This is a genomic window from Pseudomonas fluorescens (genome assembly GCF_902497895.1).
Lineage (GTDB): Bacteria > Pseudomonadota > Gammaproteobacteria > Pseudomonadales > Pseudomonadaceae > Aquipseudomonas > Aquipseudomonas fluorescens_BP.
Window position 1 is genome coordinate 46116 of sequence record NZ_CABVHQ010000008.1, and the last position, 24271, is coordinate 70386.

Annotated in this window: 20 protein-coding genes, 8 pseudogenes and 1 riboswitch; of the genes and pseudogenes, 10 read left to right on the forward strand and 18 right to left on the reverse strand. The window is 52.4% G+C overall.

The window, feature by feature from the left end:
- Window positions 1–97: 97 nt before the first annotated feature.
- Window positions 98–190: pseudogene (locus F8N21_RS30760) on the forward strand (peptidase S24); the annotation flags it as partial.
- A gap of 555 nt (window positions 191–745) precedes the next feature.
- Here the strand turns inward: F8N21_RS30760 and F8N21_RS06115 are convergent.
- Window positions 746–1024, reverse strand: a complete 279-nt coding sequence (locus F8N21_RS06115; protein ID WP_150641275.1) for a hypothetical protein — start codon at window positions 1022–1024, stop codon at window positions 746–748.
- Between the two features lie 525 nt (window positions 1025–1549).
- Between F8N21_RS06115 and F8N21_RS06120 the strand changes: the two genes are divergently transcribed.
- Together F8N21_RS06120 and map are read left to right on the forward strand one after the other, a co-directional pair.
- Complete coding sequence (locus F8N21_RS06120; protein WP_150641276.1) at window positions 1550–1780, forward strand: hypothetical protein; 231 nt, start codon at window positions 1550–1552, stop codon at window positions 1778–1780.
- A 407-nt stretch (window positions 1781–2187) separates the two neighbouring features.
- Window positions 2188–2958: a type I methionyl aminopeptidase gene (gene map, locus F8N21_RS06125; RefSeq protein ID WP_150641277.1), complete on the forward strand. Its 771-nt coding sequence runs from the start codon at window positions 2188–2190 to the stop codon at window positions 2956–2958.
- 107 nt (window positions 2959–3065) lie between these two features.
- Here map and F8N21_RS06130 read toward each other — a convergent pair whose 3' ends face one another.
- The 8 genes and pseudogenes from F8N21_RS06130 to F8N21_RS06165 all read right to left on the reverse strand — a co-directional run bounded on the left by F8N21_RS06130 (window position 3066) and on the right by F8N21_RS06165 (window position 11521).
- A complete protein-coding gene (locus F8N21_RS06130) occupies window positions 3066–4079 on the reverse strand; it encodes an isocitrate dehydrogenase (RefSeq protein ID WP_150641278.1) in 1014 nt (337 codons plus the stop codon).
- 367 nt (window positions 4080–4446) lie between these two features.
- Window positions 4447–5277, reverse strand: coding sequence for a universal stress protein (locus tag F8N21_RS06135; protein ID WP_150641279.1), 831 nt, complete (start codon window positions 5275–5277; stop codon window positions 4447–4449).
- A 202-nt stretch (window positions 5278–5479) separates the two neighbouring features.
- Window positions 5480–6166, reverse strand: coding sequence for a YoaK family protein (locus F8N21_RS06140; RefSeq protein ID WP_318184103.1), 687 nt, complete (start codon window positions 6164–6166; stop codon window positions 5480–5482).
- A 440-nt stretch (window positions 6167–6606) separates the two neighbouring features.
- Window positions 6607–7851, reverse strand: a complete 1245-nt coding sequence (locus F8N21_RS06145; RefSeq protein ID WP_150641281.1) for a malic enzyme-like NAD(P)-binding protein — start codon at window positions 7849–7851, stop codon at window positions 6607–6609.
- Window positions 7852–8741: 890 nt separating this feature from the next.
- Window positions 8742–8876, reverse strand: a pseudogene (locus F8N21_RS06150) (IS5/IS1182 family transposase); the annotation flags it as partial.
- Window positions 8877–8957: 81 nt separating this feature from the next.
- Entirely contained in the window at window positions 8958–9443 is a 486-nt protein-coding gene (locus F8N21_RS06155; protein ID WP_224788170.1) for a GNAT family N-acetyltransferase, read from the reverse strand.
- 298 nt (window positions 9444–9741) lie between these two features.
- Window positions 9742–10901 (reverse strand): annotated as a pseudogene (nhaA, locus tag F8N21_RS31410) (Na+/H+ antiporter NhaA); the annotation flags it as partial.
- A 389-nt stretch (window positions 10902–11290) separates the two neighbouring features.
- Window positions 11291–11521, reverse strand: coding sequence for a hypothetical protein (locus tag F8N21_RS06165; RefSeq protein ID WP_150641282.1), 231 nt, complete (start codon window positions 11519–11521; stop codon window positions 11291–11293).
- A 141-nt stretch (window positions 11522–11662) separates the two neighbouring features.
- Between F8N21_RS06165 and F8N21_RS06170 the strand changes: the two genes are divergently transcribed.
- Window positions 11663–13318 carry a SulP family inorganic anion transporter gene (locus tag F8N21_RS06170; protein ID WP_150641283.1) on the forward strand — a complete coding sequence of 552 codons (1656 nt, stop codon included), beginning with the start codon at window positions 11663–11665 and terminating at the stop codon, window positions 13316–13318.
- 72 nt (window positions 13319–13390) lie between these two features.
- Here the strand turns inward: F8N21_RS06170 and F8N21_RS06175 are convergent, their stop codons facing one another.
- Together F8N21_RS06175 and F8N21_RS31415 are read right to left on the reverse strand one after the other, a co-directional pair.
- Complete coding sequence (locus F8N21_RS06175; RefSeq protein ID WP_077185744.1) at window positions 13391–13576, reverse strand: ribbon-helix-helix protein, CopG family; 186 nt, start codon at window positions 13574–13576, stop codon at window positions 13391–13393.
- Window positions 13577–13661: 85 nt separating this feature from the next.
- Window positions 13662–14863 (reverse strand): annotated as a pseudogene (locus F8N21_RS31415) (malate dehydrogenase).
- A 123-nt stretch (window positions 14864–14986) separates the two neighbouring features.
- Here F8N21_RS31415 and F8N21_RS06190 point away from each other — a divergent pair.
- A complete protein-coding gene (locus F8N21_RS06190) occupies window positions 14987–15619 on the forward strand; it encodes a trimeric intracellular cation channel family protein (RefSeq protein ID WP_150641285.1) in 633 nt (210 codons plus the stop codon).
- A 56-nt stretch (window positions 15620–15675) separates the two neighbouring features.
- On the opposite strand, the gene F8N21_RS06195 is transcribed toward F8N21_RS06190, so the two are convergent.
- The 3 genes and pseudogenes from F8N21_RS06195 to F8N21_RS06205 form a co-directional block, all read right to left on the reverse strand.
- Window positions 15676–17043: a class I SAM-dependent methyltransferase gene (locus F8N21_RS06195; protein ID WP_224788173.1), complete on the reverse strand. Its 1368-nt coding sequence runs from the start codon at window positions 17041–17043 to the stop codon at window positions 15676–15678.
- Between the two features lie 305 nt (window positions 17044–17348).
- Window positions 17349–17582 (reverse strand): annotated as a pseudogene (locus F8N21_RS06200) (Crp/Fnr family transcriptional regulator); the annotation flags it as partial.
- Between the two features lie 306 nt (window positions 17583–17888).
- A pseudogene (locus F8N21_RS06205) lies at window positions 17889–18278 on the reverse strand (pyridoxal-phosphate dependent enzyme); the annotation flags it as partial.
- A 233-nt stretch (window positions 18279–18511) separates the two neighbouring features.
- On the opposite strand from F8N21_RS06205, the gene F8N21_RS06210 reads away from it, so the two are divergent.
- From F8N21_RS06210 to F8N21_RS06225, 4 genes and pseudogenes are all read left to right on the forward strand, one after another.
- Window positions 18512–18970, forward strand: coding sequence for a hemerythrin domain-containing protein (locus tag F8N21_RS06210; protein ID WP_150641286.1), 459 nt, complete (start codon window positions 18512–18514; stop codon window positions 18968–18970).
- Window positions 18971–19210: 240 nt separating this feature from the next.
- A riboswitch (Fluoride riboswitch) is annotated at window positions 19211–19272 on the forward strand.
- A gap of 142 nt (window positions 19273–19414) precedes the next feature.
- The gene (gene crcB, locus F8N21_RS06215; RefSeq protein ID WP_150641287.1) at window positions 19415–19798 is read left to right on the forward strand and encodes a fluoride efflux transporter CrcB; all 384 of its coding nucleotides are present in this window, start codon (window positions 19415–19417) and stop codon (window positions 19796–19798) included.
- A gap of 10 nt (window positions 19799–19808) precedes the next feature.
- Window positions 19809–20132, forward strand: coding sequence for a DUF190 domain-containing protein (locus tag F8N21_RS06220; protein WP_150641288.1), 324 nt, complete (start codon window positions 19809–19811; stop codon window positions 20130–20132).
- Window positions 20133–20160: 28 nt separating this feature from the next.
- Window positions 20161–20421 (forward strand): annotated as a pseudogene (locus tag F8N21_RS06225) (inorganic diphosphatase); the annotation flags it as partial.
- Between the two features lie 511 nt (window positions 20422–20932).
- Here F8N21_RS06225 and F8N21_RS06235 read toward each other — a convergent pair.
- The 4 genes and pseudogenes from F8N21_RS06235 to F8N21_RS06250 all read right to left on the reverse strand — a co-directional run bounded on the left by F8N21_RS06235 (window position 20933) and on the right by F8N21_RS06250 (window position 22579).
- Entirely contained in the window at window positions 20933–21298 is a 366-nt protein-coding gene (locus F8N21_RS06235) for a YidH family protein (RefSeq protein ID WP_150641290.1), read from the reverse strand.
- Window positions 21299–21398: 100 nt separating this feature from the next.
- A complete protein-coding gene (locus F8N21_RS06240; RefSeq protein WP_150641291.1) occupies window positions 21399–21818 on the reverse strand; it encodes a DUF6691 family protein in 420 nt (139 codons plus the stop codon).
- A 2-nt stretch (window positions 21819–21820) separates the two neighbouring features.
- Window positions 21821–22255, reverse strand: a complete 435-nt coding sequence (locus F8N21_RS06245; RefSeq protein ID WP_150641292.1) for a YeeE/YedE family protein — start codon at window positions 22253–22255, stop codon at window positions 21821–21823.
- Window positions 22245–22579: pseudogene (locus tag F8N21_RS06250) on the reverse strand (ArsR/SmtB family transcription factor). Before F8N21_RS06250 ends, F8N21_RS06245 begins: the two are co-directional and overlap by 11 nt.
- Before the next feature lie 237 nt (window positions 22580–22816).
- Here F8N21_RS06250 and F8N21_RS06255 point away from each other — a divergent pair.
- Window positions 22817–24271 carry a TrkH family potassium uptake protein gene (locus F8N21_RS06255; RefSeq protein ID WP_150641293.1) on the forward strand — a complete coding sequence of 485 codons (1455 nt, stop codon included), beginning with the start codon at window positions 22817–22819 and terminating at the stop codon, window positions 24269–24271.

Here is a 24271-nt window from a genome sequence, read left to right on the forward strand (position 1 = left end):
CGCTTAATGAGAATGCTGGAGTCATCTTGTTAGTTTCTCTATTTCTAATCGCTTTAGTGCGAGTTTTTTTGTTGGTTGTTTCCGCTGATTTGATCAGCTTCCCTTTTACTCGTTCAAAGTCCCTGCGGGCTTCCCGTCGCCGGCTGCCGATCACCTCGAGCAGCACATCTCCCTCGACGAACTCTTGGATGGGTAATTGCACAGACTTGCCCACCCATTTGCATTCGACTTGACCAGTCGTTTGCATTCCCACTGACCACTTGTTTGCATTCGAGCTGACCAGCGATAGATGACGTATCACCTCAACCAAAAAAGCATTGCGATCTCTACCGCGCCGCATTGTGTGCCTGAAAAATGATGAGCCTGAGCGCTTGCCGAAGGGCACCCAAGTCAGTCAGAGCAAGGAGGTGGTGGGCGATCCATCAGTGTTAAAAATCTCGCTTCCCCACTCTCATCGCTGAAACTCAGAAGTACGTAGAAGCCAATCTTTATGTTCGACCGGAATCCGCTCATCAGGTAAGAGTTACAGCTCGTAAAAAGAACCGCAGCCTCCGGGAACGAATGGGAGCGGTTGTGCAGAAACGCGATACCTTGCCAGCCCTACTGCCAGAATCATGTTGCCGAATTGGAGCGGGCGCTTTCGAGCCCCAACGTTGTGCCACTTGGGCAGGCGAAGAAAATCAGTAGTGAGCAGTCAACTGCATTCGTCTTGATTTACCGCTATAGATCAGAGCCGAATTTATCGCTAGACAGCCTTTAGCCCAGTTCTTAGCGTTGATACAAAGGTCGCCAATGAAGGATCTTTCTCAGCATTTTGCTTATGCCTGCCGATGAAAATCCACTCATCTTCTGCCCAAAAAATTCGAATTGTTTTGGGTGATTTGCAGTCGAATACAACTTGATAGATTCTCGTTTCCCGCTGCTGGACGACGACGCATTGCTCAAGGCAAACCAACAGTCGTTGCCCCGGCTCCAGGGTCGGAGCATTGAGCGGGAGGCGCTTCTCAATTTCTGTTTTCCGCATGATGACTGTCGTCCTTAAAATTCAGAAACCGTACGCGTTGAATCAAAAGCAAGGGAGATCCACTGCTGCGAGGTACGCATCTGGAGCCTTTGCGCATGACGCCATATGTGCTCTTCAAGGTGGTAATCATCACGGTCAAGTAAGCCATTTCGGAGCCTGTGCAGGCAATCACCTTCAAGGTCTGGAATTGATAGCTCGCTACTTATTGTGAGAGCCCTTTGGTTCCACTTGTTCTCGATCTGGCCGGCAAATCCTGTTATCGCGGGAAACTGGCCGCATGGCCCCGTGCGCCTTCAAAGCCACGGCATTGGGCGGACCGACTCGGACCCACATGGCTGAGGTGCTTCGACAGTCCTGCTCATGACTAGCCTCCAAGGGGTCATATGTGCATAATATTATCATGCAGTGATAATGGAAAGGCAATCTACTCGCCCTTGCTTCAGGCAGGGGCGAGGTCTTTTGATCGATTGCCGGGAGGCAAAATCATGCATGAGAACAGCAATACGTGAGCGCTTGGAGACCCGCATGAAACGTGAGGACGTAAAAACCAAACACGCTGAAGGCATTCAGTTCGACACCCATTTGATTGCCAACCCGGCCAACACCCAGGAGTGGATCGCCTTCTTTAAAAAGGATGCAGGAAGAAGCTTCTTCCTGGTCAATGACAACGAAGAAATCGAACCCTTTCGCTACCTTGATGATTTGATTCATGAGCTGCGAGAAATCGGTATCAAGGTTGCTGAAATTCATTTTTGAGTTCTTTTCCTTGGAGTGTCGCCATGTCTGTCAAAATCGAGCATCTGTCTAGCCAGAGTGAAGATCTATGGTCCGTGTGTGTCGGTACCAGGCGCATTCAATTCCGCAATGAGCAGGGTGCAAAAGATTACGCGGCAAAGCTAAAAGAGCGTATTGAAGCTCCGCACTCATACCCTCGTGCGTTGCCGTTCGCCTACAAGCGCGGTTGCAGTAAGTAATAATGGTTAATGACTTTCTATTAACGCTAAAGTTACGGCAACAAAATATTGTTTCTTCCTTAGAGTGCTGTGGAGCTTAGCAAGGTTGAATTAATTTTCATGCTACGTTTCTGTAATTGAACAGCACTCGGCAAATGAGCACCCGCCCAACCAGTCCCTAATGTTCATAATGAGGATAAAGGTTCCACTATGAAGCCTGCACTAATTGCTATGTCACGCGCTGCGGGCAAGTTGGCTGCGGAGGTTCTAAGCATGATTGCGCCTCACGTCAGACCCGGGGTTTCGACCAATGAGCTTGATAAGCTCTGCCATGACTATATTGTCAACGTGCAGAAAGCCACTCCAGCCAATATCGGTTATCACGGTTTCCCCAAAACCTTGTGCACCTCCATCAATCATGTCGTATGCCACGGAATCCCGTCAGATAAAGAGCTCTCGGATGGCGATATCCTCAATATTGATGTCTCGGTGCTCAAGGATGGTTGGTTCGGTGATACAAGCCGCATGTTTTTTGTCGGCGAGCCAAGCGCAGAGGCTCGTCGGCTGGTGGACACGACCTATGAGGCGATGTGGGCCGGCATTCATGCAGTAGGCCTCTCCGGTGCCACGCTCGGAGATGTCGGTCACGCCATTCAAACCGTGGCGCACCGTGAAGGGTATAGCGTAGTGCGTGACTACTGTGGACATGGCATTGGCATGGTTTACCACGATGAGCCACAGGTCCGTCATTATGGTAACCCTGGTGAAGGTATGAGACTGAAACCAGGCATGATCTTCACCATCGAGCCAATGCTCAATGCTGGAAAGCACGGTGTAAGAACGCTGGGGGATGGCTGGACCGTGATCACCAAAGATCTTTCTCTCTCGGCCCAGTGGGAGCATATGGTCTTGGTCACCAGCGATAGCTTTGAGGTTTTGACTGCGTGGCCGGATCAGCCCGTGGAGTATAAGAAGATTTAATCCAGCAGACTGTCCTACTGGTAGGTCAGGGTGGAGCACACGTAGAGAATCGCCAGCTCGTACTGAGCTGGCGACGCGGACGGAGCGCGTGTTTCTTGACTCTCTATCTAGTCACGCAAGTAGGCCACCAAGGCGTCAGCGAAGGACTCAGTTGTACCGGTCCCTCCCATATCCGGTGTCACCTGGTTACGCGAACTTCCCAAAACAGCGCGGATAGCGGTACGAACGCGTGTCCCCTTGTCCACCATACCCAGATAATCAAGCATGTCCGCGGCAGCCAGCAACAATGCACAGGGGTTCGCGATGTTCTTGCCGGCGATGTCCGGTGCCGAGCCGTGGACCGCTTCGAAGATGGCCGCATCGGCGCCGATGTTGGACCCGGGCGCCAAGCCCAATCCACCCACCAGGCCTGCGCACAAGTCTGAAAGGATGTCGCCAAACAGGTTAGTGGTGACAATGACATCGAACTGATGGGGATTCATCACCAGCTGCATACAGGCGTTATCGACGATCATCTCGTGGAATTCGATTTCCGGATAACCCGCGGCGACCTCACGCGCCACCTCAAGGAACAAACCGGAGCAAGACTTGATGATATTGGCCTTGTGCACCGCGGTAACTTTCTTACGGCCTTTGCTACGAGCCAGTTCGAACGCGTACTGCACGATGCGTTCGGAGGCTGTGCGTGTGACCCGAATGCTCGCCAGAGCGACTTCGCCGTCCTCCGAAATACTTTGTCCTTCTGGTAGGTACGCCCCTTCGGTATTTTCGCGCACCGTGATGATATCGATATCTTCGAAGCGCGAACGGGTCCCTGGGAAACTGATCGCTGGTCGGACATTGGCATAGAGATCGAAGTGGCGGCGAAGGTGGACGTTGATCGATGAGAAGCCGCGGCCAATCGGCGTTGTCAGAGGGCCTTTGAGTGCGACACCATGTTTGGCGATCGTCTCTATGGACGCGGGTGGCATCAGTTGCCCATGCTGCTGCAAGGCCTCCAAACCGGCCTCAACGAAGTCGTACTGAAGATTGCAGTCAAGGGCATCGAGTACGCGTAGCGTCGCTTGCATGATCTCAGGGCCGATGCCGTCACCCTTGATGATTGCGATAGTTTTGCTCATGGTCTCTTCCTTAACAGCGCTTTGTCAGCCGCTGTATTAATTGGGTCATTGAGACTGGTGTCACGAGTCTGCTGATTGGCATTGACTGTCTGGCGGCTTTCACCGCGCCAGTGTGCTGTGTTTCATCCTCCGCGCCGTGACTGCGCAGGTCATCGCGGATCAATAGACGGGCGACCTGAGTGGGAGTCAGTTCTCGCGCCGCACAAAACTACTCAAGGATGCGGCTGTAACGGCCGAGCTACCGGATCAAGGATGCTGTCATTTGCTCCATCGAAGATGCGAACAACATTAACATATAATGTTAATCGCATGTGCTGACAAGGAGCGTTTTCATCCTGAGACGGTAAGGTGTTTGAATGTCTGTGCGTTACATGTTGAGGTAGCTTTTGGGCAGGAATAGAAGAGGACAAGTTGTGGCTCGGATCATTCTTGAAGTCGTACTGCCAAGCCAAAATCGACGGGCTCGCGAATGACCAAAAGCGCCCATGATCATCAGATCGATATCGTGTTCGGTCTGATAGGACTGTAAGGCGAGCTCTACTCTCCCGCCACAGATGGCTGTCCGCACGTCACACCCGGCTGATTGCAGAATGGCTCCTGCCGCATCGAGTCGTTCCAGATTCTTCGACGTGTTGGCTGCGACCATGACCAGGTGCACGGGCAGCTTTCTGAGAACTGGACTCGCTGCCAGCATTTCCACCCCCATGTGCGTGTCCTCGCTCCCGTCATAAGCAAACATCAGGCTTCGTGGTGGGTTGAAGGAACAAGGTGTGACCAGGATCGGCTTGTGCAAAGCATGGATGATGGTTTCGAGCTGGTTGAGTCGGGGACAGAACGAGCTTTGTTTTCCCATGACCAGCCAGCGCATGTCAGTTTCCATCTCGAGTAACCGACCCAACAGTTCTCCGTCGCTTTGACGAAGCTCTGGCTGCATCACGCCATCAGCAATCGCTCTTTCTCGAGCGTTTTGCAGCATTATCAAGCCTTGCTTCAACGCCTGCTCATGGCGCTTTTCGTCCAGCGACATAGCTTCTAGCACGTGCGCCAGGCTGCCGGGCCGTATCTCTACGCCAGCGGGGCGGTCTACAACATTCAGGAGGGTTAACGGCAATACAAAGTTGAGACTGGCCCAAGCGGCGTAGTCGCAGACGGCCGGAGATGTAGTTGAACTGTCGATACAGGCCAATATGTGGGTCATCACAACCCTCATCTCGATGATCTTGAAGAGCCGGTCACCACGCGGGGTATAAACGAAAAAAACCGCTCGGCGAAGGCACCGCTTTTAGCGTTCGAACGAGTGGGATCCGTCGCTGGACATCGGGCACGTCATATATCGACACGATCAACGTAGTGAAACTCCAGTATAGCAACGCCTGGAAAGCTGCTTGCAGGCAAGCTGCTCACTTTCGCATGACGCGGCGGACAAAAAGCCTGGCGTCATCAACGGCAGGCACGATCGCCAGCGTCACCAGAACCATCGCGAGCGGTACCGTTGAGATATAACCAATGTGCTTGAACCCAAAGGCACCCACCACGCCGCCAAAAAAGAAATTCAGCGCAAGCAGTATCAGTATTTTGAGTCGGGTCCGATTGGCGAGAACTTTTGGATGCTTCGATGTGTTGACGGCATTCCAATAAAAGAGTTTTCCAAACTCAATACCGATATCCGTGATGATGCCGGTGATGTGCGTCGTTCGGATTTCGGCTTTGGAAATTTTGGTGATCACCGCGTTTTGTAGCCCCATGATGAAGCACAGCAGCATCACGGTGACGGACACGAATAGACCATCCACGGTGGATAGCCGAGCTCCTAGAAAGCCAAAGCAGATGAGCAAAAAGGCTTCGAACAAGAGTGGCACTGCAAACTCGCTGTGCATGCGTCTGCGGCGGGAATAATTGACCATGACCGCCGAGCACGCTGCTCCAATCAGAAAGGACAACAGAGCGCCGGTGCCACTGAGCACCAGGTCGTAGGCTCCCAGCACACTGTTGTCTGCCATCGAGGAGACGATGCCCGTCATGTGTGAGGTGTACTGATGCACCGCCAGGAAACCACCGGCGTTGATTGCCCCCGCTACGAAGGCCAAGGCAAATCCAAGATGTCGGTTTGCGTCTGTGGTACGCCGTCGCCCAGTGAGGCTCCTAACATATTTGATCGGCATTCATTCACCCCTGTCCCAAGCGTATGAGGAGCAAGAAAGCCAACCGATTATGCACATCTGATATCACCAGGTCCTCGCGATTTAGGCTGGTCTGCTCGTTGAGTGTTAAAGCCGCTGACTGTCGTTTTTTCTGATCGGTGATCAGGATTGCCTGGGATGGCAACTCTGTGTGGTGATTACCTGCTGGGGGAGCAGACGGGGATCCCGAAAGCTTCACCCCGCGATCAGCCAAGAGCGGATGATCTTGCAAATGGCGGGCTGTCGATATTCAGGACGTGCTGCGGCTGGATGATCCCCGAGTGCGACAGCTGTCAACCTTGTAAAAGGTCGTGCAGCTGCGGCACATCAGCATGATTGACGTCAGCTTAGAGCGGGTAGTGCGTCGGGTAATGCAGCTTCGCAACGCCGGTGTCGATAGCGGCCTTGGCCACTGCGCCGGCTATTGCTCCGAGCAGGCGAGCATCGAGCGCTTTGGGAAGAATGTAATCGCGCCCAAACTCAAGCTTATCGACGTTGAACGCTTGCAGCACTTCCACAGGGGTTGGCTCTTTGGCCAATTGGCGCAGTGCTTCCACCGCCGCAATTTTCATCGCTTCGTTGATCCGGGTTGCCCGAACATCCAAGGTCCCGCGGAAGATGAACGGAAAGCCCAGAACGTTATTAACCTGGTTCGGGTAGTCAGAACGACCGGTCGCCATGATCAGGTCATCACGTGTGGCCATGGCCAGCTCGTAGCTGATTTCAGGATCGGGGTTTGAGCAGGCAAACACGATCGGATTGGGAGCCATCGCTGCCAGCGCTTCAGCCGGAAGAAGGTTGGCTCCGGACAGACCAACAAACACGTCAGCACCGCTCATGGCTTCCATCAACGTACGCGGGCCACCGTCGTTTACGAATTGTGCTTTGTATTGGTTGAGATCTTCTCGTGCGGAGTGGATGACGCCGGTGCGATCGACCATGTACAGATTGCTTTTTTGAGCGCCGAGACTGAGCAGCAGGCGCATGCAGGCAGTGGCTGCGGCACCCGCGCCAAGGCAAACAATTCTCGCGCTCTCCAGGGTTTTGCCCTGAATCTCCAGTGCGTTGAGCATACCGGCGGCAGTGACGATGGCAGTACCGTGTTGGTCGTCATGGAAGACCGGGATGCTGCACTGTTCGATCAGTGCTTCTTCGATTTCAAAGCACTCAGGGGCTTTGATGTCTTCCAGGTTGATGCCACCAAAGGTGTCGGCAATGCGCACGACTGTATCGATAAAGGCCTGGGAACTCTCAGCATTGACTTCGATATCGATCGAGTCAATGCCGGCAAAACGTTTGAACAGCAACGCTTTACCTTCCATGACCGGCTTACTGGCCAAGGGGCCTAGATTGCCGAGGCCCAGAATGGCAGTGCCGTTGGTGATCACGGCCACCAGATTCCCTTTTCCAGTAAAGCGATAGGCGTTCTCCGGATCCTTCGCGATTTCGCGAACGGGCTCGGCTACGCCTGGGCTGTACGCCAGTGCGAGTTGGGCGGCTGTGTCGGCGGGCTTGGTCAGCTCAATGCTGATTTTCCCTGGGGTTGGGAATTCGTGGTAATCCAGTGCAGCCTTCTTGAAGTCGGTAGTCATGCGATCCCCTAATTGGACGTTGATTATAATGTAATGTTAACACTATTATAATGCAAGGCAACGAGATCCTGACCCACAGACCAGGGTCAAATTGCCGGCTTGAACGCTGCTGATGAAGGGGTTTGTCAGCCAGCGGACCAACTCTATTGGCCTTAGACTTCAGGGCGGGCCTGTATCTGTTGGTCAATAGAGATCCTCCTATGCTTGAACCCGTCTTAGGCCACCTCGTGTGGCCATTTTTTTGCGCGCTCGAATGTCCCAAGCGGTGTCACGCCCTAAGCGCGGCACATTAGGATTCAGAGTTTTCTCATGGCCTCTTGGATCTGATCCGCGTATTTCGACAATTGCGTGAGCTCATGACCCAGTTGCATAGGGCTTCTGCGTGGGTCATTCGCCCGTGAATCAATACCAGCGCAGCATTTACAGCCATTATTCGCGTTCCTCAGTAGATCCTGGAACGTACCTGTTGAAATCAATAAGGTCCTGCACTGTTTGAATGGCAATACCCGTACGACTCGACAGGTAAGCAGGCAGAAACCGGCCAGGAGCTGGCCCCTCAACATCAATACCGTGGTCTGCCCCCGATTGTTCCAGTCGAACACCCTGATTCAAGGGGGGGACGGGTATGCTTATCGCTTCACTTGGGGGCCTGCTTTATGAGCGACGGCGAAAAGGAAGAACAGAGGATGTCTGACTGTGCGTACTGTGACCTAACGATGGATTTCGTTCCCGATGACGCGAGGCATCGGTTCGAGGTTCAGTGCGAGCATTGTCAAATAATCAACGTAGTGACTTGGGAAGTTTGGGCGCAGGGTCGCTGGTACACTGCGATCAAGCACGATTGAAACTCAATAAATGAGGGTTGGTCGGCCGGTGGCTTGAGCGGATTTTCGACCACCGCCGGCCTTTGGGTAATACGGCTCAATCAACGCCAGTAAACCGCTACAGGACACTATCTGATCCATCTCGGCGAGGAACCGTTCGCGGCGTGTCTGCTTGCGCTTGCCGGCGTATTCAAAGTCGGAAAGCTCTCTGGCTCAAGGGCGGCTCGGATCAGGTGGTGAGGGTATATTTCAGCACCTTCGAGGATGTGGCTCATAGAATCCCTAGAGTTTCAGCGACCAGAATTCCAGATCGAATTTCTTCCCATAAGCCTTTTGCCCAGGCACCACCTCAGTCATTCGGAAGTTGAGGCGCCCATAAAGCGCCCTTGCGTCGACAAGGCAGCTATAGGTTTCTAGCTGCACCTGCTTAAACGAGTGCTGGCGAGCATGATCAAGAGCGAGTTTCATCATCGCAGAACCAGCACCTTTACCCCTATACTGCGGCAGGACTAGCACGAAGTTAAGAAATGCCACGCTGTCAGCTCTGTCCGATATCGCTATCGACGCTACGCGTTTGTCCCCTACCAATCCAACCCAGATGCGATTGAATGGACTTAGTAATTCAAGAAAGGTGCGCATCTTTTCGGCGATGCCATCCTGAAAGCGCCTGTCAAAACCGAACTCTGTGGCATAGACGTCACCATTCGCAGCAATAATCCACTCGTGATCGTCCTGTTGTGCTACTCGCACCGTCAATTCTGTAGCCATCACTCGAAACCTCCGCTTTGTCTATGCTGGCTTTATCTATTTTACACTGCATGCCATCTCAACCGCGCGATACATTATGAAAGGTGTCACGGTCAATTCGAATGCAAATAACTGGTCAAGTCGAATACAAACAGGTGGTCAAATCGATGCAATTACACAACGTAGAGACTGTGGCTTATGATGAGTGTTCCTGACTTTAGGTGTCACTTTGGTAAGGCCGATCAGTGCTGCTGCGGGGTGAATGATTGATCTCTGCATGAGGGACGCAGGTCGAATGTAGAGTTCTGAATGGGCCTGAACGGGCGGCTCGAGAGCGCAAAATCAAGACGCCGAGTAACGCAGACAAAATTGAACCCATCAGTACCCCGATTTTCACGTCGGTCATCACAAGGGAAGGCGATGAATCGGTCTGGGCACCAATGAGCAGGCTCGCTGAAAAACCAATGCCGCCAAGTACCGCAACCCCGTAAAGCTGCATCCAGCTGCTTCTCTCGGGGAGCTTGGCGAGCCCAAGCGCGATTACGCGACCAGCTACAGCGAAGATACCCAGTTGCTTCCCGATCAACAGACCTGTCGCGACACCCAACGTGACCGGGGCTGAGAGATCTTGCAGTGACATGTCAATGAGGGACACGCCGGCGTTGGCAAAACCGAAAATCGGCAATATCAGAAATGTTACATAAGGGCTGAGCTTTTCTTCAACGGTTCGCAACAGAGAGCTGGATCTTTTGTCGGGGTTACCTAGCGGTAAAAACAACGCCAATACGAGTCCGGCGAGTGTCGGGTTCCAGCCGGATAACTCGATGGCAATCCACAAAAAGACCCCTGTCACTGCGTACGGGCGCAAGCGTGCTATCTCCCTTTGCTGTTCAGCGCTACAAGCAGGCTCAACAGCAACAATGAGGCGAGCAGCATCGGAACAAAAAAATGCTGGGTGTGAAAAAAGGCAACGATCATGACCCCGCCAAGATCATCCAGAATGGCGACGGCGGTTAGGAATACTTTTAGCGAAGCTGGAACCCTGTCACCGAGTAACGACAGGACGGCCAGCGCAAATGCAATGTCAGTGGCCGTGGGTATAGCCATCAATATTGGGGTTTCGTCTTGGGGTTGATTAAACGCCCAGAGAATAAGCGCCGGCAGGATCATGCCACCCATCGCCGCAAAGCCCGGCAATGCACGCTGCTCCCACGTGGCTAGATGCCCGACCAACCATTCACGCTTGATTTGCAGTCCGATGACCAAGAAGAACAACGTCATCAGGCCGTCATTGACACAGTGGGCTAACGACAGACCCAGGCGGATGCGGTGTAGCAGTTCAAAATAGCTGGGAGCGAAGGGAGAGTTGGCCAAGACAAAGACGATGAGAGAGGTGCCCAGCAGTGCCACACCGCCGGCCGCTTCGATCGAGAGCCCGGGAGGAATGGTGGCACCTGACACGTCTTTTGATTTTTCCACCCTGGGACTCCAGTATCGAGCGTGATAAAAACTTGGTCAGCTAGCGTCAATTAAATAGGCAACAGCTCAGTGATGTTCTGAGTTGTCGTTAGATGTCTTTCATTAAGGGGCTTGGTGTTCTGCTCCTATTGGTCAGACGTCGAGCCTGTCCAGCGGAGGGAAAAGTCCAGATCAGCGTTGATCAGTGGTCTGGGTTGGGAGCGTGGTGAATTCGCGGAAAGGTATGCGGTGCGTCGATTCTTTCTTTAAGTGTGGCCGCATAGTCCTTCGCCCCTTGCTCAGTACGAAATTGAATGCTGCGGCTACCTAAACAAACAGACCAAAGCTCTTTGCTTTGACCGGACAGATGCTCAATCTACTGACATGATCAAACTCCCTGAGTGTAACTATCAGAAGTGAACCTCGGCGGACTTGATACCCAGCTCGCGAAGCTCATGGATCAGCTCATCGAGGCGTCCAAATGACTCAATCTCCTCGTTGTCATTGACCAGAAAATAGCTTCTTCCTTCATCCTTTTTGAAAAGAATGATCCACTCGAGCGTGTTGGTCGGGTTGGCTATCACATGCGTGTCGAAGTGCATGCCTTCACCGTGTTTGGTTTTGACGTCTTCGCGTTTCATGCGGGGGCTCCGGGCATATGGTTTAGCTCTCTCAGCACCGAATCTACAGCGTCGCTGGTGTCGTACCGAGGCTAGGCCAATTGCTTTGCTATTATCACTACGTGTGAATATTATGCACATGCCACCAGAGAGAGGCTAGTCATGATTGCGATACGAGAAGCTTGGAAAGCGGGCTTGTTAGGGCGCGAGCATTGGCTTCGAAATATCGTCTCAGGGGTCATCGTCGGCGTCGTGGCGCTGCCGTTGGCCATGGCATTTGCCATCGCCTCGGGCGTCAAGCCGGAGCAAGGGATCTACACGGCCATTGTTGGTGGCCTATTGGTTTCGCTGTTCGGCGGGAGTCGACTACAGATCGCCGGTCCTACAGGGGCGTTCATCGTCATTCTGGCCAGTGTGACGGCCAAGTACGGCGTTGATGGCTTGCAGATCGCGACAATGATGGCCGGGGCAATTTTATTACTGCTCGGTATCACCAGGCTTGGCGCACTCATCAAGTTCATTCCCGACCCCGTGATTGTGGGATTCACCGCCGGTATCGGGGTGATCATTTGGGTCGGACAGTGGAAAGACTTTTTGGGCTTGCCGAAAATCAGTGGCGACCATTTCCACGAGCGGCTGTGGCACCTCATCCAGGCACTACCCAGCCTTCATGTGCCCACGACACTGCTAGCCCTGTTGAGCCTGGTGTTGGTGATACTAGCTCCTAGACTACCGGGCGTAAGGCGTGTTCCCGGCCCCCTGATTGCCATGGTCGTTGTGACGGCGTTGCATTCCTTTTTTCAATTCGATGGCGTGGCCACTATCGGAAGTGCATTTGGGGGAATTCCTCAAGGACTGCCCAAAATTGGCCTTCCTGAAATAACGCTGCCGCAAATTATTGAATTGATTGGCCCCGCGTTTGCGATCGCGATGCTGGGGGCGATCGAGTCGCTGCTGTCTGCTGTTGTCGCCGACGGGATGACCGGTACCAAACATGACTCCAATCAGGAGTTAATCGGACAAGGCATTGCTAACCTGGTCACTCCTCTGTTTGGTGGCTTTGCTGCGACAGGCGCGATCGCTCGAACAGCGACCAACATCCGCAATGGTGGCAACAGTCCTATCGCGGGTTTTGCGCACGCCCTCACTTTGATTTTACTGATCTTTTTCTTGGCGCCCTTGGCTTCGAATATCCCGCTCTGCGCGTTGGCCGCGATCTTATTCGTGGTCGCTTACAACATGAGCGAACTGAAGCACTTCAAACGCATGGTCAAACGAGCCCCCAAAGCCGACGTTGCCATCCTGTTAATTACCTTCAGCCTAACCGTTTTCAGTGATCTGGCGATTGCGGTGAACATTGGGGTCATTCTCGCCATGCTGCAATTTATGCGTCGGATGGCGTCTTCTGTGGAGGTACAGCTAATGGTCGAGAAAGAGCTGGAGGTAGAGTTGCGTATGAATGGGCATGTACATCTTCCCCCCGGTATTTTGGTTTACACCATTGAGGGGCCTCTCTTCTTTGGCGCAGCAGAAACCTTTGAGCGCGTTTTGGCTCAAACACACACTGATCCTGGGACTTTGATTATTCGCCTGAAGCGAGTGCCGTTCATGGATATCACGGGCTTACAAACGCTGCTCGAAGTCATTGAGCAGCTGCGCAAGCGCAGCATCGTCGTGAAGTTGTGTGAAGCCAACGAGAAAGTCCTTGGCAAGCTCGACAGGGCAGGGATTCTTCAGGCGCTCGGCTCAGAGCATTATCATGCCGACTTCAGTGGTGCACTGGCCAGTTATGTCGAGATCGACAAGACCCACGGCTAGAGATGGGGCGCAGTAGGCTAGAAGGAGCGATGAGCAGGCATTATTCGTCGTGCCCGCTCATGCGCAGATGAATCACTTACCATTGGCTGCAATTCTGCTTTTGGTCGAGTATGAAACGCCATGCGTCTCCAGGTAGTCCCGAATAAGCTGACGAACGACCTGAGAAGGCGTCAGATCCTGAGACGCACAAAGCTCCTCAAGTGCTTTTTTCTTGACGGGATCAATGAGCACAGTTAATCGTGCAGTCTTATTTTCCATGGAATTGCCGGTACCCTAAAACGGTCGATGATAATCAAATTATAATAGGCGGAGGGTTATTTGTCACTGGTTAGGTTCGTTACCGTTAGCTAGATTGACCATGATCAAAAACTGGCGACGGTACGTCTACCAGAAACGGGTAAAAGAAGGGATAGATAGACGGGTAATGGGCAGGGAAACTGATTCTGGCCTCTCCCGAATCAATAGCCGCCCTGGCCACTGCGCCGGCAACCACCGAGTGCAAGCGCCCATCCAAAGGCTTGGGAACAATGTAATCCTTTCCCAGCACCAGCCTGTCGACGTTGTAGGTTCGCAGTACGTCTAACGGCACCGGTTGCAAAGCGAGCATGTGCAAAGCACGGATCGCAGCAATCTTCATGGCTTCATTTATACGCCGCGCTCTGACGTCCAGGGCTCCTCGGAAGACGAAAGGCGAAGCCAGGCAGTTGGCTAATTCATTTGGATGTTCGAAGCTGTCGGTGGCGAGAATCAAATCCGTCCGAATTTCACGAGCCTGCCAAGGCAAAATCGCTCGATAGGGGCCCGCGTAAGCAAACACGATGGGGTTGCTTGCCATCGACAGGATTGCTTCCGGCGTTAACCAGTCTGGATCTGCAACACCAATAAAAACGTCAGATCCCTTCATGACCGCGGGCGAGTGCTGTGTGAGTCCATTCTGAACCGTTTGCCCCAGTTGCGCGATTGTGCGGACACAGCCGGTTGTTACGACAATACGAGATTTGTGGGCTCCCAAGTTCAGTAGCAACCAGGCTGGCCACCACAACGATTGCCATTCCGTGTGGTTCATCTGAACACCGGGATGTCGCATCGAGCGATCAGCGCTTGTTCGATCTCCAGGCTTTGAGACTCAGCCATGCCATCCAGGTGTACGCCGCCGAAGGTGTCAGCAATGCGAACGACCGTATCAATGAATGCTGCCGATTCGCTGGTGTTGACCTGGATATCTACCGCGTTGATCTTGGCCAGGCGTCTAAACAGGAGCGCTTTTCCCTCCATCACCGGCTTGCTGGCAAGAGATCCCAGGTTGCCCAGATGCAGAATTGACGAGCCGTCGGAAATGATTGCGACGAGATTGCCCTTACCCGTAAAGCGGTAAGCCTCATCCGGATTTTTCGCTATTGCCAAGCAAGGCTGCGCCACCCCTGGGCTATACGCCATTGCCAGATCGCCGACCGTTTCGACCCGTACGCTTGATTCGACGGTGGTTTTCCCAAGAGGAAAATCCTCATGACGATACGCCGCTGTATTTTTTGGACCTGTCTTCACCGCACGCCTCGCGTTGTACTTTTATTATCATAATATGATAATGTAATTAGATCCTAATGTGTGCCTTTGAAGGCGCCTCATTTCAAGGGCTTTTCCCATTTGCAGTACAGGCTGGTTCCGTAGATGAAGGCTTACCACGCTGGTTGGGTGATCTATTACTGTGAGTTGTTAGGCGTCGCAGCCTTCGCAGTGGCCGGCACCCTGATGGCAGGGCGAAAATCGTTGGACTGGTTCGGCGTAATCACCATCAGTTTAGTCACCGCTTTAGGCGGCGGTGCCTTGCGTGACGTACTGATGGCTCATTATCCGATCGAGTGGGTTTCCAATGAGAATGGCTTTTTGGTAGGGGTTAGTGCTTCGCTAGGAACCATGATTTGGGCGAGGACTTTGAAAACCTTCAACGAGAGGGTGTTGTTGGTAGCCGATGCATTTGGATTGGCTGTATTTACGGTCACAGGAACAGATATGGCTCTTCAGCAAAACCTCCCTCCCAGCATCGCAGTGATCATGGGTGTAGCTACCGCAGTCGCAGGGGGTGTGATGCGTGATGTGTTGTGTAACGAAATACCGTTGGTGTTTAGACGTGAGGTTTATGCTTCCATCAGTATTTTGGGTGCCGTCGCCTACATCACGCTGCTGGATTTGCAGATTTCACTTGAAGTAGCGTCTGCAATCGCCATTGCGTTCGTTTTTGTCAGCCGTATTGCCGCCATTCGTTGGAAATGGATGCTACCTAGGTTCCATGTAGTCGATTGATCTTGTTGGTTGGCCGATAAAGCTACGCCCTATAAGAAAACATGAGTGACGCTAAGTCATCTCTGCCCCCCCCATCCTTGATGGCTGCTCCTGCAGCCTTTTTTTCCCTTCGCCATTAGATGATTGCGCGTCAAGGGAAGAGCTAAAAAGCTACCTGCACGTTTACTCGACATTATCTGGTAGGCCCCCAGGTCACCGGCTTCGAACTCGAGTGCGCACGCCGTCATATACAGACGCCATGTGCGGTAGGTGACCTTGCTGACTAATCCCAACACCTGATCCTTGTTCGCCTCGAGCCGCTCAACCCAACGCTTGAGGGTCAGTGCGTAATGGTGGCGTAGCGCTTCGACGTCGGCGATTTCGAATAGGCAATGCTCCATCGCCTGCTGGATATGGCTGACGGTATCGAGTTGGCCTTCGGGGAAAATGTAGTGATCGATGAACAGGGTGGACAAGGTTTCTTTCCCCCCATGCACATCGTGAGTAATCCCCTGATTGAGGAAAAGACCGCCGGGTTTCAAGAGCCGATACACGGCCGTGAAGTACCGTGGCAGATTCTCCAAGCCGACGTGCTCAAACATGCCGAGGCTGGTCACCTTGTCGTAAATTTCTTCGCCCGGGTGAGTGTGGTAGTCAGCGACCTCGACGGTGACTAGATCCTGTAGGCCCGCTTCGCAAATTTTTTCTCGTGTAATGTCCATCTGTTGCTGGTTGGTGGTTATGCCATGGGCGCGTACACCAAAATTACGTGCGGCATAAATGATCAGTGCTCCCCAACCACAACCGATATCAAGCAGATGATCGCCGCGCTTGAGCATTAGTTTGCGGCAGATTAGGTGCAGCTTTTGCTGCTGCGCTTGTTCCAGTTCGTCGTCGATGCGCTTGAAGTAGGCGCAGGAATAGACCATCGACTCATCCAGCCACAACCCGTAGAAAGCGCTCGGCAGAGTGTTGTGAAAAGCGATGGTCTCTAGATTTTCGGTTCGGGACCGTAAGTTAACTCGACGTGAATGAAGCCTCGGATGATGGTGACGAGCTGGCGTACTGCGAAGGATCGCCAGTTTTAAGCGCAGCGCCGCGGTAATCGCTTCAAGTCGATCGAGACCGCGAATGCTCAGGTTCCCCAGGTGGTCTTTCAGTGCTAAGGCGCTGAACAGATCGCCGTCGATATCGATGTCTTCAAGAAGATAGGCATCAATCCAGCGCAGTGGGGCACGCCCAATTGCCAGGTTCAGTACTGCCTGTGGGCTACGAAATATCAGGGTGAATGGGGGAAGCGCTTGTTCCGCGGCTTTACCGAGTCGCATGCTTGTACCGTTCCACAACCGTACGCTAAGGCCGCCGCGATAGACGCGAAAAAGCAGCTCAAGCAGGTCAGAGGCGGCCATTGCTGCTTGATCACTCTGTCCTTCGTTGTGAGCCACGATGAGATCCTTTTTGCGCGTAATTACGAGGCACAACGCCGGTATTGATCGTACGACGTGACTGCTTTCTTTCGCGTGCACGGCGTTGATGCGCGATCGATGACGATGTCAGATTGCCCTGGAAGACTATAGCCCTTGGGGTGTCATGATGTGCGTCATGCCCAGGGTGTCAGTGTTTGATGTCCTGCCTAGAGGTGCCTCGCGTTGTTTGGTAATGCGTTCAACGCAAGTGTGTCCACGATCCAAGAGCTCGGTCAGTTCGCTAGGGAACAAAAAGTCGGGACAGCGACGGATTACGGGTGCTTGTCATTTACACCTTCGCGGCGCACTCCGAGCATGTTGGCAATCAGCTCCTGGGTCACCGTCAACTCGTTGCCCGGTAAGCGGTCTAGGTATAACAGGAGCCAACGACACAGCTGCTGATCGATCGAATGATGGCGGTTGCAAACAGCGGTCTGTGCCATTTGGGTAATCAGTGCCTGGGTATAACGCAGCATCAGCAGAAGCATTTCACCGTGCCGATTGAACTCTTCCTTAAGCCGGCGCCTTTCCAAGGGGCCCGAGGATTAATGGAACCCTGCACAGAACTAACTTCAACTGACATGATACAGGCTTGTGACGCAGGCTTTAGCGATACCGCCAGGCGGGAGTCCTGCAACAATGGCTTTACAGCACCGCTCTTCTTAACGCAAAAAAATCAGCATTCCCTACTTGGCTTTACGCATGGGGCATCGGTGTTTCTGAAGATCAATCTATGGACGAAATGAGGCGTTTTTACTCACAAAATATTGGTTTCCATGGACGAATATACGAAGCCAATGACCCTCTAGGACGGGGAGATATGAATGTCCATCCAAGTACCTGACGGCCTGATCACAAACGCGCTTTGCGCCACGCGAAGTTGCGATGGAGCTTATTTTCTCGATTTCTACCGCTTGACCGGCCTGGGTGGCCGCTCGAAAGGACGCAGCGCCTTCGGTTTCAACGGCAATAACCGGTACGTCTTGCCAGCCGTTACGGTGTAGTCCTTCGATCACCCCGCATAGCAATCCACCGCCACCGACCGAGAGCACTACGGCATCGGGCTTCTGACCAGCTTCAGCTACTTCATCAATCGGCGTGGCATGCCCAGTCCATAGCAGAGGTTCAGTCATTTCCTTGTGGCGTGCTTGGTTGAAGGTGCTCGGTGTGCCAAGGAGATGGTTGGCTTTTTTCGCAGCGCTTCCTTTAAGTAGATCAAATAGCGCATATGAACATTTACTTGATATTTCAAATTCATCCAAGGGTGGCAGATATTTTTGGGCGAGAGTTTTGCGCTCGGCTATACTAAAAAGGTTAAATGCGCGATGGTGAGTGCTTTTTGGTGGAGGTATTATAATTATTGGGATTTATATATTTTGCTGTTTTTGGAAGTTGGAGGTTAATAATAGTTTTTTGTGATGGTTCGGTGTGTTGGTGAGGATTTTATATGAACGTCTTGTTGAATGAACTGCACGCCTATCATCATGAGGCGGCTATCAAAATTACTCAGATCAAAGCATTGCTGGGGAGGGTGAGGCATGAATCCGCTGGTGCCGATGACTGCAAGCTATTGTTTGAGATGCTGGAAGCCTTGCATGGTGAAGCAGAGCGACGCCACCATGCAAATGAAGAGTTTATTCGGCGGGCCCTGCTAGCGACTGAGGCACCGATCCACCAACGGGTTAAGGATATCGAGCGAGATCATCTGGCATTTGAGCGCATTGCTGGACAGCTCAAGATGTTGGAGGAATCAACTCAAGAGACGAGAGTGATCGCTGACGCCGTCGATGACTTCATCAAGAAATACTACGATCATATGGATGCTGAGGAGAGCATTTTCTTTCCGATGGCAGATAAGTGGCTGTCAGACATCCAGTGGCAGGAAATAAAGCGTCAGTGGCATTAATCGGAGCTATCACCATCTTCCTTCAAGATTGGGCTGCTACTTAATACTCGAGCTCACAAAGTAATTGCGTGGACACCAGGTGTTACTCCGAGCTTTATTGACTCGGCAGGCTTGCCCAGCATGCCATTAGATTATGGCTAACCCCTAAGTTCCTGTGCAGACACTGCTAAACACCCTTTGTTGTAAAAGGTGCAATTCGAGCTCGAAGTGACTTGAATGTGCAAGCGGCGCTGCTATAGGATTAAATCAGGAGATGGCATTCCTCCTTTAACCGCCTTTGTGCTGATGATGCCTACGTGAACCTTGGACAGGGTGCGTAGGTGTGTCTCCCTGTCCTCCAATTTAGGACAGGATCGTGACTTCCAATTTCATATCAGCTCCCTCTATTGGCGTGCGGTTATCAGCACCTCCTCGGCTATACCAGCCCAGAGGAGACATGTAACCATGCTGAAACCACTTCTAGTCATCGCTATCGGCGCATCGCTTGGTGCCTGGCTGCGTTGGCTCTTAGGCATGAAGCTTAACGCGCTGTTCCCGACCATACCCCCAGGCACTGTGGTGGCGAACATGATCGGGGGCTACATCATTGGCTTGGCCATCGCATTCTTGGCCGCTTCGCCCACCCTAAGCCCTGAGTGGCGTCTGCTGATCATCACAGGCTTCTGTGGTGGTTTGACTACCTTTTCTACGTTTTCAGCCGAAACAGTTGCCCTGATTCAGGAAGGCAGACTGCTCTGGGCGTTCGGCTCAATTTCATTGCACGTCGTGGGCTCGTTGGCGATGACCGCTGCCGGGCTTCTGTCCTATCAAATGATTGGCACGCGCTGAGGACATGAACATGAAAGGTTTTCTGGTGATTTTCTTTACTCAACAGAACCGTCGTTATCAGGGAAAGATGCTTGGTGATTGGATCGTCGATGTGGCCAAAGAAATGGGGTTGCGTGGTGCGACCTTGTCTACAGGTATCGAAGGCTTTGGGCACACCGGCCGTTTGCACTCTTCGCATTTTTTTGAGCTGGCAGATCAGCCTACAGAGATTCGCATGGCCATCACCGAGGAGGAGTCAGAAAGATTGTTCAAGCGATTGGAGGGCGAGGAAATCTCCGTGTTTTTCATAAAGACTCCTATCGAGATGGGCACTGTCGGTAAGAAGGCCAATTAGCGTGAATTTTTCCTAAATCTTTGGAGCTATGAATAGGAACTGTGCGGATGTCCCGGTTGGTGACGCGATTACCGATGATTTTTTTACTGTTATCGAGATCCCTGCAAACCACTCTCCGATCAAGTACGAGGTGGGCAAACCAAGCGGACAGATTTTCGTTGACCGCTTTCTCAGTACGCCGATGTCCTATCCGGACAACTACGGATTTATTCCAAATACACTCAGTGATGATGGAAATCCTCTGAATGTCCTGCTGATCTGCTGTTACCCGGTTTCTCCAGGCGCTGTAAATGGGTAGGAGATATGCAGGTAATGGGGTCGAATGACTTGTTGCGAAACAATCCCATGAATGAACCAAGTCAATAGTCGGCCACTTCCTAAATCAGGGCGGAGGGCATTCCACAATTTGACGCTGGCACCACTCCCTTTTTTTCGAGGACTGGTAATTATCGACGACAGAAACTACATTGAGCGAGTAATTATAAGTGAGCGAGGCAAACTCGCCAGAGCTGAAAGGGGTTAGCACAAATGAACGCATACCAGCGCCGCCGCCGACGTATCGTTTTCTGGTGCGGCTCATTCCCCGTATTAGTAGGCTTTACCGTTCTGATGTTTGCCTTGATTCTGGCTGACCAAGTAGCTCCGCTAACTCCTCAAGAACTCGATGGTGTAGATTTGAGCCAGCAAGCGAGGTACTCCCCAAAATTGGTGAATCAGAAAGCCAAATCAATTCTGGCGGTGTCTCAATAGCAGCGTTCCGCTAACGCCTTTTCCTGTACAGATTTGAGGCTGAGCTTTGCTCATATGATGGCAAGATAGACCATGAGTAAGACTCCCAGCACTGCGGTGAACACATTCACTACAGGGCCGGAATTCATGCTGTACCCCACTGGGATTTCAACTGCTTTCAGAGCCTTAACCACGCGCTTGTATTGCCAGGATGACCAGTATGCAGCCCATGAGCCGAGCATTAGAAAAGCCAGTCCGAGCCAGAAGGAAAAGTGTTTTTCTGGGCTGCCCGAAACACCGGGTTTTAGCATCTGTAGCAGTAGCCCGGATCGTTCAATCACAAAGCCAAATGCCATAAGCGAAAGACTGGTTCGGTTCCATGCCAGCAAGGTTCTCTCCGCGGCAAAGAACACTCGTGGATCGTTCAGGTCGGACATCAAATTCTCCTTGGCCGAAAAATATATGAAATCGCTCTGGTCAGATGGTGCAGAAATCGGTCGGGTTTTCCGCCATTCGCTTCCATAACCATTTTTCTGATTAACACATGCGTCGGCTTCCTAGCACAGAGAACAAATACATACCGGCCAACATTGCCAACACGAAAACGATGATTTGCCAGTGCCCTGTGAGCAGAATAGCTACCGCCGGCCCAGGACAGATCCCAGCAACTCCCCAGCCAATACCAAACACCAAACTGCCACCAATCAAGCGGGTGTCTAGCTCCCGTTTGACGGGTAACTGCATGCGGGCACCAAGCCAGCTTCGCTTCTTCTTACGTGCCCAATTCAGGGGGATAACCGCCACTGTGATGGCCCCTCCCATGACCAGAGCAAGAGAAGGATCCCAAGCTCCAGCCAAATCAAGAAAAGCCAACACCTTGGCAGGATTTGCCATACCTGCCAGGAGTAAACCCAGCCCAAAGATCAATCCGGCAAAAAATGCAGTCAGCTTAGCCATTTTTAAGTCCCCAATACATGACGAGTGACATACACAGTTGCGAACCCTGCTGCCATAAAGCACACCGTTGCCACGATGGAGCGTGGAGACAATCGAGAAATACCGCAAACCCCGTGACCACTCGTACAGCCGGAGCCGTAACGGGTTCCTACGCCGACGAGCAGACCCGCGATAACCAAGGCAGGCCACTTTCTCTGGATCTCGATTTCCGGCAAGACGGCAAACACTCCCCATAACAAGGGCGCAAGCAAAAGGCCAAGAAGAAACAGTGTCTTTTCGCTCCAGCCTTCACTGTCAAATTGCATCAGACTGCCAAGCAAGCCGCTGATTCCAGCAATACGGCCATTTGCGAGAACAAACAAGCTAACCGCCAGCCCTATGAGGGCCCCGCCGCTTAACGAAGACCAAGGTGTGAAGTTGATCCAATCAATGCTCATTTGCATCTCCTGCACAAAAGTGATGGTAAAGGACATGGATCACAGCGAGCGCAGCAGAGCTGCTGATCCGGTAATAGACCTGCTTCCCCTCACGTCGCGTTTTCACTAACTCCTCCCGCCGCAAAACCGCGAGCTGCTGAGATAGGGTAGGTTGCTGAATACCTAACAACGCCTCTAGATCGCTCACGTTGAGCTCACCCTGCGACAATTGACAGAGAAGAAGCAGTCTCGATCAGGGTTCGCTAGTGCTTTGATTAGCTTGCCAGCGGCATCCGCGTTAGCCCGCAACTGCAGGATATCGAGTTCATTTTTGGATCGGATCATGAGAGCTCACACATTTAAGATTTTTATAATCTATATATTTGTAGAATTATTGGCTAGAACTACGATGTCTAGACAGGCGCAGCCTGCATTTGAATGCATGAAGGGCGAGCTAGGTTCTGCTACGTAACGTGGGATCCTTGGTTGGCTTATTTCCGTAGAAATTTTACGCAAAAATTACGGGGGTATTGAGGTTGAACATTCGATACTGCGCGGCGCTAATTTGGCAGGCTACTTTTTATGTCCCTCGCGGCAATGCGGCTTATCGGTTTCATCTTAGGTATCTTTCTGATCACGCTGGCCGTAAGCATGGCTATTCCTATGATTACGCTGGTGGTCTACGAGCGCAGCGATGATCTGTCGGCCTTTCTCTGGTCAAGCCTGATTACCTTCGTCTGTGGTCTTTTGCTGATCGTGCGAGGGCGCCCAGAGACTTCCCAGCTTCGTCCGAGAGACATGTATCTGCTGACGACTGCCAGCTGGGTAGTGGTGTGTGCCTTCGCTGCATTGCCAATGGTGTTCATCCATCACATCAGCTACACCGACGCTTTCTTTGAAACGATGTCTGGAATCACAACCACTGGCTCGACTGTCCTGACTGGTTTGGATACCGCTTCACCGGGATTGTTGATCTGGCGCTCGATGCTTCACTGGCTGGGCGGCATCGGTTTCATCGGCATGGCTGTGGCGATCCTGCCATTGTTACGGGTAGGTGGCATGCGTCTATTCCAGACAGAGTCATCGGACTGGTCGGAGAAGGTAACTCCACGCTCTCATATGGCCGCCAAATACATCCTCTGGTTTTATCTAGGGCTCACAGGCGCCGCGACTCTAGCGTTATGGATCGCGGGGATGACTCCGTTTGAAGCGGTCAATCACGCCATGTCATTGATCTCTACTGGAGGGTTCTCAACCTCGGATGCCTCACTGGGACATTGGACGCAGCCAGCGATTCACTGGGTTGCGGTGGTCGTCATGATTTTGGGGAGCCTGCCTTTTACCTTGTATGTCGCCACGCTACGCGGCCATCGGCGTGCGCTACTCAAAGATCATCAGGTACGCGGACTTGTTGGCTTCTTAATCGTCACTTGGTTAGTGGTGGGTACTTGGTTGTGCTTTCACAGTGATTACGGATGGTGGGATGCGTTCCGTATCGTGGCAGTCAATGTAACGTCGGTTGTCACGACCACCGGAGTTGCGGTTGGCGATTACACACTTTGGGGCAGTTTTGCTGTTCTGTTGTTCTTCTATCTGACCTTTGTTGGTGGATGCTCAGGCTCAACGGCTGGTGGCCTTAAAATCTTCCGCTTTCAGGTTGCTGCTGCCTTGCTCGTGAGTAGCTTGAAGCAACTGATCCATCCTCGAGCCGTGATTCAAAAGAAGTACAACGGTCATCCCATTGACGAGGAGATCCTGCGTTCGCTTTTGACCTTCTCATTTTTCTTCACCGTCACTATTGCAGTAATTGCCTTGGGCCTGGCTCTCATTGGGCTGGATTGGACAACAGCCTTGAGCGGTGCCGCTACTGCGGTGTGTAACGTCGGGCCAGGGCTTGGCACGATCATTGGGCCAGCAGGTAATTTTTCATCATTACCTGATGCCGCCAAGTGGCTACTGACCGTTGGCATGCTCCTTGGGAGGCTGGAAATCCTAACTGTGTTGGTGCTTGTAACCCCAGTTTTTTGGAGATATTAA